Source organism: Pseudomonas sp. LBUM1672 (assembly GCF_059695655.1).
Genome location: NZ_CP166781.1, coordinates 1349827 through 1361832 on the forward strand (window position 1 = coordinate 1349827; position 12006 = coordinate 1361832).

The 12006-nt window shown below is 60.8% G+C and carries 13 protein-coding genes; 6 read left to right on the forward strand and 7 right to left on the reverse strand.

Features of this window, described 5'->3' with window-relative positions; genetic code table 11:
* Window positions 1-103: 103 nt before the first annotated feature.
* Window positions 104-2554 carry a penicillin acylase family protein gene (locus ACA053_RS06005; protein ID WP_497394731.1) on the reverse strand — a complete coding sequence of 817 codons (2451 nt, stop codon included), beginning with the start codon at window positions 2552-2554 and terminating at the stop codon, window positions 104-106.
* A gap of 284 nt (window positions 2555-2838) precedes the next feature.
* Window positions 2839-3483: a glutathione binding-like protein gene (locus tag ACA053_RS06010; RefSeq protein WP_497394732.1), complete on the reverse strand. Its 645-nt coding sequence runs from the start codon at window positions 3481-3483 to the stop codon at window positions 2839-2841.
* Between the two features lie 145 nt (window positions 3484-3628).
* On the opposite strand from ACA053_RS06010, the gene ACA053_RS06015 reads away from it, so the two are divergent.
* Entirely contained in the window at window positions 3629-4186 is a 558-nt protein-coding gene (locus ACA053_RS06015) for a cysteine hydrolase family protein (protein WP_497396132.1), read from the forward strand.
* Window positions 4187-4367: 181 nt separating this feature from the next.
* Here ACA053_RS06015 and ACA053_RS06020 read toward each other — a convergent pair whose 3' ends face one another.
* The 4 genes from ACA053_RS06020 to ACA053_RS06035 form a co-directional block, all read right to left on the reverse strand.
* A complete protein-coding gene (locus ACA053_RS06020) occupies window positions 4368-4577 on the reverse strand; it encodes an SEC-C metal-binding domain-containing protein (RefSeq protein ID WP_007906737.1) in 210 nt (69 codons plus the stop codon).
* On the reverse strand, window positions 4574-5068 hold the full coding sequence (locus ACA053_RS06025) for an LEA/WHy family protein (RefSeq protein WP_109628279.1): 495 nt from the start codon (window positions 5066-5068) through the stop codon (window positions 4574-4576). The genes ACA053_RS06020 and ACA053_RS06025 overlap by 4 nt, the downstream gene beginning before the upstream one ends.
* Window positions 5069-5225: 157 nt before the next feature.
* Entirely contained in the window at window positions 5226-5702 is a 477-nt protein-coding gene (locus ACA053_RS06030) for a YchJ family protein (RefSeq protein WP_497316032.1), read from the reverse strand.
* A 4-nt stretch (window positions 5703-5706) separates the two neighbouring features.
* Window positions 5707-6204, reverse strand: coding sequence for a DUF6231 family protein (locus ACA053_RS06035; protein WP_497316034.1), 498 nt, complete (start codon window positions 6202-6204; stop codon window positions 5707-5709).
* Between the two features lie 189 nt (window positions 6205-6393).
* On the opposite strand from ACA053_RS06035, the gene ACA053_RS06040 reads away from it, so the two are divergent.
* The 4 genes from ACA053_RS06040 (at window position 6394) to ACA053_RS06055 (ending at window position 9070) form a co-directional block, all read left to right on the forward strand.
* The gene (locus ACA053_RS06040; protein WP_497394733.1) at window positions 6394-7089 is read left to right on the forward strand and encodes a PA1041 family peptidoglycan-binding anchor lipoprotein; all 696 of its coding nucleotides are present in this window, start codon (window positions 6394-6396) and stop codon (window positions 7087-7089) included.
* Between the two features lie 90 nt (window positions 7090-7179).
* Complete coding sequence (locus ACA053_RS06045) at window positions 7180-7893, forward strand: PA1041 family peptidoglycan-binding anchor lipoprotein (RefSeq protein WP_109628283.1); 714 nt, start codon at window positions 7180-7182, stop codon at window positions 7891-7893.
* 147 nt (window positions 7894-8040) lie between these two features.
* Window positions 8041-8319 (forward strand): DUF1145 domain-containing protein, encoded by a 279-nt coding sequence (locus ACA053_RS06050; RefSeq protein WP_497316040.1) that lies wholly within the window; start codon window positions 8041-8043, stop codon window positions 8317-8319.
* The gene (locus tag ACA053_RS06055) at window positions 8312-9070 is read left to right on the forward strand and encodes a collagen-like triple helix repeat-containing protein (protein ID WP_109628285.1); all 759 of its coding nucleotides are present in this window, start codon (window positions 8312-8314) and stop codon (window positions 9068-9070) included. Before ACA053_RS06050 ends, ACA053_RS06055 begins: the two co-directional genes overlap by 8 nt.
* Before the next feature lie 166 nt (window positions 9071-9236).
* Here the strand turns inward: ACA053_RS06055 and ACA053_RS06060 are convergent, their stop codons facing one another.
* Window positions 9237-9701 carry a CopD family protein gene (locus tag ACA053_RS06060; RefSeq protein WP_102594168.1) on the reverse strand — a complete coding sequence of 155 codons (465 nt, stop codon included), beginning with the start codon at window positions 9699-9701 and terminating at the stop codon, window positions 9237-9239.
* Between the two features lie 99 nt (window positions 9702-9800).
* Between ACA053_RS06060 and dinG the strand changes: the two genes are divergently transcribed.
* The gene (gene dinG / locus ACA053_RS06065) at window positions 9801-11945 is read left to right on the forward strand and encodes an ATP-dependent DNA helicase DinG (RefSeq protein ID WP_017336806.1); all 2145 of its coding nucleotides are present in this window, start codon (window positions 9801-9803) and stop codon (window positions 11943-11945) included.
* Window positions 11946-12006: the final 61 nt, after the last annotated feature.

The window sequence follows — 12006 nt, forward strand, 5'->3', positions numbered from 1 at the left end:
ACCGTTGAATGCGGTTTGACTTTGAAATGCCGGGGCCGCTTCGCGACCCAACGGGGCAAGCCCCCTCGCCACAGGTCGCTCCCACATTGGGTCGGTGGTGACGTTACTTGCCGGGTGTCAGGGTCAATCGAGTTTTGCCATAAACCTTGTCAAAGTTCTGCGGCTGCATCGGCAGGCTCATGTATTGCCCCTTCAGCCATGGATCAATGCTGTCGAGATAATTCGGGCTCGCCGGGTTGCCGGACTGACCGGTGCCGTTCTGCCCCATCAAAGGCTCCGCCTGGCCGAAATCAACGATAAAGCGCATGGCCGGCGCCAGCGTGGTGTTGAAGTCCTGACCCCAGGTGAACGCCGCCGTGTTCAGCGTCGTGTGATCGCCCCCCGCCGCCAATGGACCGCGAACTGTCTGGCCATTGGCATTCTTCCATTCATAGCGGTGCAATTTTCCCCACTGCCAGGCTTTGTGATCGCCGCCCAATTGGCTATCACCGGCGCTGATCGCCGCCGCCAGACTGCGGGCGAGGATCGCCGGCTTGTCTTCTTTCTGCGGCGTGCGCGCGTCATCCCAGAACGGACTGTCTTCACGGCCCAGCAGGTGATCGGCCTGCGCGGCGTAGGACAACTTGCCGTTGGCGATAAAGGCTTTCCACGCCGGGCTGCTTTCCGGGCCCAGTTCGTCGAGGAAAATCTGCTTGGTACTTTCCTGCAGGAACAGCTCGTAGATCGCCGCATCCGCGGAGGTCGGGCTGAGTTTGCCGTCGAAGGCCATCAAGCGGGTCAGCGCCTCGCGAGCCTTGCCGCGCTCGGCCACCGGCAGCGCTTCGATGGCCTGTTTGAGCGGTTGGGCCATGCCCGGGGCTTCAAACATTTTCTTCAGTTTGGCGGCGAACGTCGTGGTCTGGTCGTATTGCATCGCGATCACGCTGCGCGTGTCGTGTTTGCCCACACCCGCCAGTTCGGCCAGGCGTTCGCCACGCTCCGGCGCCGACCAGGAATTGGACAACTGCATGCCGTAGCCATGGGGAATGACCCGCTGGTTGGCGGTGCCGAGCCAGCCTTGGGCCGGGTCCTGGTCATACGGGTGGAGCATCGGGTCGGCGTAACCGTCCCAATCGTAGCGACCTTCCCAGCCCGGCGACGGCAGCAGGCCTTCACCTTCGCGACGGTTCGGGTAACGCCCGGTGACTTGCCAGCCGATGTTGCTGGCGTCGGCGAACACCAGGTTCAAGGCGATGGCGCGGATTTCGCGGCTGGCGTCCGAGGCTTTCTCGACGTTCTGCGCCCGGGACAGGTCGAAAAACGCGTCCAGGGTTTTGTCGTCGGTGAAATTCGGCGTCTGCAAGGCCAGTCCGAAACCGTTGGCCAGTGTCGTGCCTTGAGCGCTGTTGAGCAGTGGACCGTGGCGGGTTTCGTAGACGACTTCGCGAATCGGCCGCTGGCCTTTGACGAAGTAGGTTTCGTTGCGCACGATCGCCGGCTGCCATTTGCCGCCGACCTCATACGTGAGGCCGTTGCCCTGGCGTTTGATTTTTTCCAGGAACAGGTCCTGGTTGTCTCCCATGACCGAGGTCATGCTCCACGCCACTTTGCCGTTGAAACCGCCGAGCACCATGGGCAAACCGGCAATGGTCACGCCGGAAGCCTGGTATTTCGGTGCGCGAATCTGCACGTAGCTGTACCACGAAGGCACGCCCAACGGGCCATGGCTGTCGCTGGCCAGCAGGCTTTTGCCACTGCGGCTGCGTTGCGGGCCGATGGCCCAGTTGTTCGACGAGGTAGCGCCCAGCAGGTTCAGGTCGGACAGTTGCGTGGTGGCTTTGCTGATGTCGGCCAGGCCCGGGATGGCGCCATTGAGCTTGATGCCCTGAAGTTTTTCGGCTTCGCCCTGCGGCAGTTTTTCGTCAGGCGCGGACGGCGTCAGCCAGCCGAGTTTGTCGGTGGTGACGGTTTGGGCCAGCATCAGCGCGGCAATTTCTTCCGGCAGGTTGGCGGACTGGCTGAAGTTCAGCAGGCAGAAAATAAGCGCCGAATCTTCCGGTTTCCAGTATTCAGGCTTGTAGCCGGTGGCGGCGAGGTCGGCCGGCAGCTTGTCGCGGAAACGGAACAGGTAGGCGTTAACGCCGCGCGCATAGACTTCGAAGAAGCGTTTGAGACGCGGCGAAGACGCCTTATATAGCTCGCCGGCGCTTTTCTTCAGATTGACGGCGCGCATGTAGCGGTCGGCGTCCAGCAAATCCGAACCGGACATCTCCGACAAACGACCCTGGGCCAGCAGGCGCAGGGTGACCATTTGCGTGAGGCGGTCGCTGGCGTGGACGTAGCCGAGGGCGAACAGTGCGTCGTGGAAGCTGTTGCTTTCGATCAGCGGCATGCCCATGGCATTGCGGCGCACCGAAACGTTCTGAGCCAGGCCTTTGAGCGGCTGCACGCCGGTGGTTGGCGGGAGGGTGTCCTGGGTGTTCCAGGTCTGACAACCGGTCAGGCTCAAAACACCGGCCACTGCTGCGGCAACGCCGAACCGGGGAAGAAAATGTGTAAGGGCTGGCGAGGCCATGGCAAAGCTCCTGCGGGGTAGAGGCGCAATAAAGGCGCTACGTTAGAGAGCAGGAGGAGGGCGCGCAAGCGGGGTATCAGGTTATTTCGGGATTTGTCCGATAAACACAATCTCCCGGGCGATGCATTACCTGTGGCGAGGGGACTTGTCCCCGTTGGGTCGCGAAGCGGCCCCGGCATTCTTTCAGACAACCACATTGTCAGGTTTTACGACTGCTACGCAGCCGAACGGGGACAAGTCCCCTCGCCACATTGAGTACCTCACCACAGGGGAGTGCGTCGGGGTCAGGGTTTGGGTGGGTTGACTCTGGCCGCCAGGGCATAGGCTTTTACCGTCGCCGGGCGGTTCTGGATGTGGTTGAACCAGCGCAGCACGTTGGGGAAGTCTTCCAGGTTCTGGCTCTGCCACTTGTGGGAAACGATCCACGGGTAAATCGCCATGTCGGCAATGCTGTACTCGTCACCGGCGACAAACTCATTGTTGGCCAGTTGCTTGTCCAGAACCCCGTACAGGCGAGCCGACTCATCAATGTAGCGCTTGATCGCATAAGGGATTTTCTCCGGTGCAAACTGGCTGAAATGATGATTTTGCCCGGCCATCGGCCCCAGACCGCCCATCTGCCAGAACAACCACTGCAGCGCCTGCTGGCGACCGCGCAGGTCTGTGGGCAGGAACTGGCCGGTTTTCTCCGCCAGGTACAGCAAAATGGCCCCCGACTCGAACACCGACAACGGTTCACCGCCATCCACGGGCTCATGGTCGACGATGGCCGGGATTCTATTGTTTGGGGAGATTTTCAGAAAGTGCGGCTGGAACTGCTCGTTCTGGCTGATGTTGATCGGGTGCACGTTGTACGGCAGGCCGGCTTCTTCCAGGAAAATCGAGATTTTGTGGCCGTTGGGGGTGGTCCAGTAATACAGGTCGATCATGCAGTTCTCCACATCAAGAGACGTCGTAGGGTCGGACAGCGACCGCGGGCATCAGGTCGTCCTGTTTGCATTCGATGGCTTGCCTGTAAGAGGAGGTGATGCTGAAGTGCGTGAAATTCAATGACCTCGTGTGAGAAAAGTCGACATGGAGCTCAAGACCAACGCAGCACTGATCATCATCGACCAGCAAAAAGGCATTCTGCAGCCCAGGCTCGGTCCGCGCAATAATCCTCAGGCCGAAGAACGAATCCTCGATTTGCTGAGTCATTGGCGGCGAACCGGGCGGCCGGTGATTCATGTGCAGCACCTGTCCCGCTCACCGGATTCAGTGTTCTGGCCTCAGCAATCGGGTGTAGAGATTCAGGAACGTTTCCAGCCGTTGGCCGGCGAGCAGTTGATTCAGAAGCAGGTGCCGGATGCGTTTTGTGCGACCGGGCTGGAAGCGCGTTTGCGCGAGGCGGGGATTGAGCAGTTGCTCATCGTGGGCGTTGCGACCAACAACTCGGTGGAGTCCACGGCGCGAACAGCCGGGAACCTGGGGTTTGAGGCGTGGGTGGCGGAGGATGCGTGCTTTACGTTCGACAAGGCCGATTATTTTGGCAATGCGCACTCAGCCGAGGAAGTGCACGCGATGTCGCTGGGGAATTTGCACGGGGAATATGCGACGGTGGTCAGCACCGCACAGATTCTGCAGCCTGGCTGAAACCCTGTAGGAGCGAGGCTTGCCCGCGAAAGCGGTGTAACCGACACATTGATAGTGAATGTGCCGACGTCTTCGCGGGCAAGCCTCGCTCCTACAGGGTTATGTGCGCACAGAACCAATGTGGGAGCGAGCTTGCTCGCGATGGCGATTCAACTGGCGAAAAAATTATCCGCCCGAAGCATCAAGCGCCGTGGCACTTCTTGAATTTCTTGCCGTTGCCGCACGGGCAAGGGTCGTTGCGGCCAACGTCTTTCAGGGCGTTGCGCACCGGTTCCTGGTGAGCGTGGCCGCAATTCGGGCCGTGGACATGGCCATGGTCGTGATCATGGTGGTCGTGATGGTCATGATCGTGGTTGCAGTCAGGGCCATGGACATGGGGTTGCTGGGTCATCGGTTTTGCTCCGGAATTAAATCGGCGGGGATTATCACGCCATTGCGCGCCAGGTGCACGTAGTGCGCGATGAATAAACCGGTTTCCATTTCACCTTCCAGCCGATAGGGGATGGGCTGATCGGGTTTTTTCAGCATTTTCACCACGTCCCGCACCTTGGGCCACAGGTTGGTGCGGATCGGCACCTTGAAATAGGCACTGCGTTTGGGGCCGACGGTGAACCAGTGTTCATGCTCGCCTTCGGTCAGCAGCATGTCGCCCAGGTGAATGCGGTATTCGAGGCCGCGCACCGTGAGGTCGCTGTCGTTGGGGTTGTCGACGCGAAAGTGCAGGATGAATTTCTGCTCCATCAACTTGGCCCGGACCACTTCGACCTTGACCAGATGCACTTGCGGATCCGGCAGATCGTCACCGAACCAGGACGCGCAGCCGCCGAGCCCCAGAAAGAGGAGCAGAGTGAACAGATAGAGTGCGAGTCGCCGGGTGATCATGGTGACGTCTCTCCCTTGTAGCAGCTGGCGAAGCCTGCGTTCGGCTGCGCAGCAGTCGTAAATCCTGCTGGCTTGGTCTGCCTGAAACACCGCGTTTACCTGATTCACGACTGCTACGCAGCCGAACGCAGGCTTCGCCAGCTGCTACAGGGTTCGCTCAACTGCCGAAATACCCCGCACAACACTTCTTGAATTTCTGCCCGCTGGCACATGGGCAGGCATCGTTGCGTCCGGCCTTGAGTTGCACGGTGGGGTCGATGAAGTACCAGTGCCCGGCGTTCTGCACGAACGAGGAGCGCTCGCGGTGGCTGTGTTCGCCGCCCCCGTCATGCCAGCGCGCGGTGAAGGTGACGAACGCGTGTTCCGGTTGGCCGCCCAATACCTCGGAGCGTTCCACTTCGAGCCCCAGCCAGGTGCTTTGCGCGCTCCAGTCGCTGATTGACTGACGATCCAGGCCGGCCTGTTGCGCGGGCAGGGTGGTCGCCACCAGATAGTCGATCAGCCCCAGCACATACGCGCTGTAGCGCGAGCGCATCAAGGCTTCGGCGCACGGCGCCGGATGCCCGTCATGGTAATGGCCGCAGCAGGCATCGAGCAGGGTGCCGCTGCCGCAAGGGCAAATGGATGTACTCATTGCGTTACCACCAATATTTCCCGAAGTTTTCCGGATTGGCCCAGAACCGCGAGTTGAGCCAGTCGGGCACCTGTTTATAGTCAAGCAGATCGTAGGTGAACAGCGTCAGCACTTGATCGTCGCGCTGGAAGCGTTCGCTGGCCTGCAAGGCCAGGGAAAAGAAATCCGTCTCCTGCCAGCCGCTGGCCGGCAAATCCGCCAGCACCGCAATCCGGCTGGCGTTCAGGTTACGAATCCCGCCTAACAGATTCAGACCGTCACGCTTTGGCAGGTGTTCAAGGCAATCGACCACTAGCGCCAGGTCAAACCGGCGTGCCGCCAGTTCGGCCGGCAGTGGGCCGGGAGCAGCGAACGCCACGCAGCAATCCGGGTGCGCGAGCTTGAACGCCTCAAGCGCGGGAAACTCGCTGGCGCCGATCAACAACAGGCGTGCGGGGGCGTATCGATCCAGCAAAGCGGCCAACGCCTGCTGGGGCGTGCGCGAAGAAATACCTGCAATCATCAGAAATCCTCAATCAGAGCACCAAGACTAGCCTGCCCGAAGGTCCGGGCCTAGAGCGGGTTTGCGCCAAAATCGGCGAACTGCCGTGAATGCGGGGGGAAACAGCGGTGGCCTATTGCTGGCGGAGATTAAAACTCGGGTCTTTACTCCCTGAATCGGTTCTAAGCCGATCCCTCAGGAGAAAACTAGATGAGCATAGTTCGGACAGCATTACCCTTGGTTCTGCTAACCAGTGTGTTGACTGGTTGTGCAGGTTTGCAGAAAACCGACTGGCCGACCTGTGCGGCGGTCGGCGGTGTCATTGGTGCCGGTCTCGGTGCGACCGAAAGTTCGGCATGGGCGGGGTATGGCGCGCTGCTGGTCGGCGGTACGGCAGCAGCCTATTGCTGGGTTCACGGTGATGGAGACGAAGACGGCGATGGTGTGCCGGATAGTCGCGACAAGTGCCCGGGTACGCCTCCAGGCGTGAAGGTCGATGCCGACGGCTGCCCACCACCGGTGCCTGCGCCAGTGGTCGAAGAGGCCGTGGTGGTCAAGGAAGAAGTCATTGTCATCCGCGATGTTCACTTCCAGTTCGACAAAGCCACACTCACGCCTTCCGACAAAGAGGTACTCAACACCATCGCCACTCGCCTGAAACAGGAAGCCTCCACCGCACAATTGACCGTGACCGGTCACACCGACAGCGTGGGCAGCGATGCCTACAACCAGAAACTGTCGGATCGTCGTGCGCACTCGGTGGTGGAATACCTGATTTCCCAAGGCGTGCCACGCAGCAGCTTCGTGTCTGTGGCCGGTGCCGGTGAAAGCCAGCCGGTTGCCGATAACAAAACTGCAGACGGCCGTGCACTGAACCGCCGCACGGAAATCAAAATCAACCGCTAAGCCCCATCCGCTCCGCGGCTTGTGCAGTCGCGGATGCGGGTCTTTACTCCTGTGTAACCGGTATGGGCCGGTAACACAGGAGCTTTCCATATGAGCGTTCTCACACGGACCGTCTTGCCGGTTCTGCTAATAGGCAGCCTGTTGACCGGTTGCGCAACTCACAGCGATGGCACCGCCCCACTCAATCAACGCACCTGGCCGATCTGCAGCGTCATCGGCGGACTGGTCGGCGGAGGCTTGGGCGCGATTGAAAGTGCCGGTTGGGCAGGCGGTGGAGCAGCGCTCGGTATCTTGACCGGTGGCTTGATCTGTTACGCCCAGGACGGCGATGAGGACGACGACGGCGTTTTCGATCGACGTGATCGTTGCCCAGATACGCCCGCCAATACGCCTGTCGAGCATCATGGTTGCCCACTGCCGCAGTATCCGGTCAGCGTGAAACCGGTCGAACCCGTGCAACCCGAAGTCATCATCCTGCCCGGTGACGTGCTGTTTGCCTTCAACAAGTCTGACCTGAGTCCCTCCGCGCAGAGTCAGCTGGATGCACTGATGAGCAAATTGCAAAACGCCGATGTCGTGAGCATCAAGGTGATCGGCCATACCGACAGTGTGGGGTCGGATGCTTATAACCAGGCGCTCTCGGAGCGTCGTGCCAGCAGCGTGGCGGCCTATCTGTTGAGCCAGGGCCTGGCGCCGGACAAACTCACCAGTGAAGGCAAGGGCGAAAGCCAGCCGGTGGCCGATAACGAAACGGATGAAGGACGCGCGAAAAACCGTCGAGTGGAATTACACATTAATCGCTAAGCCCCGAACTAGAGCCGTCGGACAACATTTTCGGTTGATCCGACGGCCATTCGGCAGCCTTCATGAAGAATTTTCTGTTGCCCTCTGGCTTATCCCTCGCGGAAGCCGTTACTGTGCGCGCAAAGAATAATTCTCAATGGGGGGCGTATGAAGGTGATTTGGGGACTGGGGAAGTTGTTGACCCTGCTGTTCTGGCTGGTGGTGCTGGTCAATTTGCTGATGCCGTTTGTCAATCCGCTGCACCAGTTGGTCGGTCTGGCTGGCGGCGTGTTGGCGTCCCTTCATCTGCTTGAGGCGGTGCTCTGTTTCCGCAGCCTCAGGGGGCGCGCCCACCCTTGGCGTGATCGCTTGAAGATCCTGTTTTTCGGCGTATTCCACCTGCAAACCCTCCCGGCTCCGACCGCATCGAAGGCTTCCCATGCGTAAACTCTGTCTGCTCGCCACACTCATCAGCCCATTGGCCTGCGCTCAGGTGGTCAGTGTCGAAACCAATTCGTTGATGCGCCTGCCCAACACTGCCAGTACCTTGCAGCTTGAACGCCTGGAAGTCGCCGATTACGGGACCTTGTTGATTCCTTCGAACGTGACCGAAGTTACCGTCGGCGAATTGCACCTGGGGCGTGAGGCGCGGATCGCCATCGTTCCAAGTGAACAGGCACTGGAATTGAAAGTCAGCCGTGCCGAGTTGTCGGAAGGCAGCCAGATCACCGCTCGCGGGGCACCGGGGACTTACCTCAAGGCTGCCCGCTCGGGACGCAACCTGAATGTGCAGATCAAGGCGCTGAATGCACCGCAGTTGTTGGTGGACGCTCGCGGTGGCGCGGGCGCGCCAGGTTTTGTCGGCCTCGACGGGGCCAACGGTCAGGCACCGGGTTGCACCTGGGGCCAGGCCGGTCGCGGTGCCGATGGCAGCAATGGCAGTGATGGTCAGCCGGGGGCGCCGGGAGCGCTGGTCAGGCTGGAGGTGCCACGTGATTATCCGGTTGAGCAAATCAAGGTTCACGTGGAAGGTGGTGCCGGCGGCGTTGCGGGGCCTGGTGGTAAACCGGGTGCGGGCGGCAAGGCCAAGGGTTGCTTCGTTTACGAGGCCGATGGCGGCAAAAGCGGCCGACCTGGGGTTGATGGCCAGCCGGGGCCTGCGGGTGCGGCGGGTTCGGTAACCGTACAGCGGTTGTAAGAACGACCGATGTCCTGTGGCGAGGGGACTTGTCCCCGTTCGGCTGCGAAGCAGTCGTAAAACCTGTGAGTGCGATGTATCTGTAGGAATGCAGGGGACCGCTGCGCGCTCCAACGGGGACAAGTCCCCTCGCCACAGAGCCCCTCGCCACAAAGGCTGCGGGGCTTTAGAACATCGGCCGTGCCGCAGCAATCGCGACCAGCACCAACCCGACAATCAAATTGATCCCCACCAACTTGCGAATCTTCCCAAGCGTCGCAGCCCCGGTCGGCCAATCCTGCGCGGCCACCGCCGTGCGCAACTCCGGCAACAGCAACGCCTGAATCCGGATAAACAGCGCGGTCATCACCACGTAAAGCCCCATCATCACCTGCACATACCGCGGCGCAGCCTCAAACCCGGCGTATTGCAGATGAATCATCCCCACGCCGCTGATCGGCAACAGCACCACCGCGACCCAGACCCAGCGGAAAAAACCTTGAAACACTTCCACCCACAGCTTTAACCGCGCGGGACCTTCCAGGGCCTTCATCGCCGCGGGTCGCAAGACCATCCAGGCGAAAAACATGCCGCCCACCCACACCAGGGCGGACAGGACATGCAGGGTGTAAACGATGCCAAAAGGTGTCATTGGGGTACTCCGTTCTGCGCGGGATTAATTAGCGCGGTATGATAGCCGCCGATCCGAACCACTGAAAATTTATCCAGCGTTTTTTGCGCCCGACAATCCATGATCAGCACCGAACTCAAAACCACGATCCAGGGCGCCTACTCGCGTTTTCTTGAAGCCAAGAGCCTCAAGCCGCGCTACGGCCAACGCCTGATGATCGCCGAAATTGCCAAAGTCCTCGGTGACATCGACACCGACGACGAAGGCCGGCGCAGTGGCGACCCCGCAATTGTCGCGGTGGAAGCCGGCACCGGTACCGGTAAAACCGTGGCCTACAGCCTGGCGGCGATCCCCACCGCCAAGGCCGCCGGCAAACGCCTGGTGATCGCCACGGCCACCGTGGCCCTGCAAGAGCAGATCGTCTACAAGGATTTGCCCGACCTGATGCGCAACAGCGGGCTGAATTTCAGCTTCGCGTTGGCCAAGGGCCGCGGGCGCTACATGTGCCTGTCCAAGCTCGACATGTTGCTCCAGGAAGGTCACGCACAAACCGCAACCGCGCAGCTGTTCGAAGAAGAAGGCTTCAAGATCGAAGTCGACGAGGCCAGTCAGAAGCTGTTCACCAGCATGATCGAGAAGCTCGCCGGCAATAAGTGGGACGGTGATCGCGACAGTTGGTCCACCGCCCTCGAAGACGCCGACTGGGCGCGCCTGACCACCGATCACAGCCAGTGCACCAACCGCCATTGCCCGAACTTCGGCCAGTGCGCCTTCTACAAGGCCCGCGAAGGCATGGGCAAGGTTGACGTGATCGTCACCAACCACGACATGGTCCTCGCGGATCTGGCGTTGGGCGGCGGCGCCGTGCTGCCGGACCCGCGCGACACCATCTATGTGTTTGACGAAGGTCACCACCTGCCGGACAAGGCCATCGGCCACTTTGCCCATTACACGCGCCTGCGTTCCACTGCCGACTGGCTGGAAACCACCGCCAAAAACCTCACCAAACTGCTGGCCCAGCATCCTCTGCCGGGTGACCTGGGCAAGTTGATCGAGCAGGTGCCGGAGCTGGCCCGGGAGATCAAGACCCAGCAACAGTTCATGTTCTCTGCCTGCGAACAGGTTGCCGACTTCAAACCCGGCGAAGACGTCGAGGGCCGTGAACGGCCGCGTCATCGCTTCGTCGGCGGGGTGATTCCCGAGCACATGCGCGAAATGGGCGTCGAGTTGAAGAAAGGCTTTGCCCGTCTCACCGACCTGTTCACTCGGCTCACCGAACTGCTCAAGGAAGGCATGGACGGCGAGGTCAACATCGGCATCGCCAGCAACCAGGCCGAAGAGTGGTATCCGCTGTTCGGCAGCCTGTTGTCCCGTTCTTCGGGCAACTGGGAATTGTGGGTCGCGTTTACCGCCGAAGACCCGGAAGACAACCCGCCCATGGCCCGTTGGCTAACCCTGGCGGAAAGTGGCTCGCTGTTCGACATCGAGGTCAACGCCAGCCCGATCCTCGCGGCGGAAATGCTCCGGCGCAACCTGTGGAACGTCGCTTATGGCGCACTGGTGACCTCGGCGACCCTGACCGCGCTCGGTACCTTCGACCGCTTCCGCATGCGCGCCGGTCTGCCGAAAAAAGCCGTGACCGCCGTGGTCCCGAGCCCGTTCCATCACGCCGATGCCGGTGTGCTGCGGGTGCCTGACCTGAAAGCCGACCCGCGTGATGCACCGGCCCACACCGCGGCGATCATTCGCGATTTGCCGCAACTGGTGGAAGGTTCGCGTGGCACCCTGGTGCTGTTCTCCTCGCGCAAACAGATGCAGGACGTGTTCGACGGCCTGGACCGCGACTGGCGCAAGCAAGTGTTCATTCAAGGCAATCTGTCGAAACAGGAAACCCTGAACAAGCACAAGGCCCGCGTCGATGGCGGAGACTCCAGCGTGCTGTTCGGCCTGGCGAGTTTTGCCGAAGGGGTCGACTTGCCCGGTGCGTACTGCGAACACGTAGTGATCGCGAAGATTCCATTCTCGGTGCCGGATGATCCGGTCGAGGCGGCGCTGGCCGAATGGATTGAAGCCCGTGGCGGCAATCCGTTCATGGAAATCTCCGTGCCGGACGCCTCGCTGAAACTGGTCCAGGCCTGCGGTCGCTTGCTGCGTACTGAAGAAGACCGCGGCACCATCACCTTGCTGGATCGGCGCCTGGTCACCCAGCGTTATGGCAAAGCGATCCTCAACGCACTCCCGCCATTCCGTCGCGAAATTTCCTGAAACACCGGTGGGCTTTTTAGCCCGCCGCGTTGTCTATCGTTCAGTCATCACTTTTCCATTG

Bases quoted from the DNA above. Each gene is read 5' to 3' on its own strand.
- ACA053_RS06005 (WP_497394731.1), bottom strand. From the start codon at position 2,554: ATGGCCTCGCCAGCCCTTACACATTTTCTTCCCCGGTTCGGCGTTGCC.
- ACA053_RS06010 (WP_497394732.1), bottom strand. From the start codon at position 3,483: ATGATCGACCTGTATTACTGGACCACCCCCAACGGCCACAAAATCTCG.
- ACA053_RS06015 (WP_497396132.1), top strand. From the start codon at position 3,629: ATGGAGCTCAAGACCAACGCAGCACTGATCATCATCGACCAGCAAAAA.
- ACA053_RS06020 (WP_007906737.1), bottom strand. From the start codon at position 4,577: ATGACCCAGCAACCCCATGTCCATGGCCCTGACTGCAACCACGATCAT.
- ACA053_RS06025 (WP_109628279.1), bottom strand. From the start codon at position 5,068: ATGATCACCCGGCGACTCGCACTCTATCTGTTCACTCTGCTCCTCTTT.
- ACA053_RS06030 (WP_497316032.1), bottom strand. From the start codon at position 5,702: ATGAGTACATCCATTTGCCCTTGCGGCAGCGGCACCCTGCTCGATGCC.
- ACA053_RS06035 (WP_497316034.1), bottom strand. From the start codon at position 6,204: ATGATTGCAGGTATTTCTTCGCGCACGCCCCAGCAGGCGTTGGCCGCT.
- ACA053_RS06040 (WP_497394733.1), top strand. From the start codon at position 6,394: ATGAGCATAGTTCGGACAGCATTACCCTTGGTTCTGCTAACCAGTGTG.
- ACA053_RS06045 (WP_109628283.1), top strand. From the start codon at position 7,180: ATGAGCGTTCTCACACGGACCGTCTTGCCGGTTCTGCTAATAGGCAGC.
- ACA053_RS06050 (WP_497316040.1), top strand. From the start codon at position 8,041: ATGAAGGTGATTTGGGGACTGGGGAAGTTGTTGACCCTGCTGTTCTGG.
- ACA053_RS06055 (WP_109628285.1), top strand. From the start codon at position 8,312: ATGCGTAAACTCTGTCTGCTCGCCACACTCATCAGCCCATTGGCCTGC.
- ACA053_RS06060 (WP_102594168.1), bottom strand. From the start codon at position 9,701: ATGACACCTTTTGGCATCGTTTACACCCTGCATGTCCTGTCCGCCCTG.
- dinG (WP_017336806.1), top strand. From the start codon at position 9,801: ATGATCAGCACCGAACTCAAAACCACGATCCAGGGCGCCTACTCGCGT.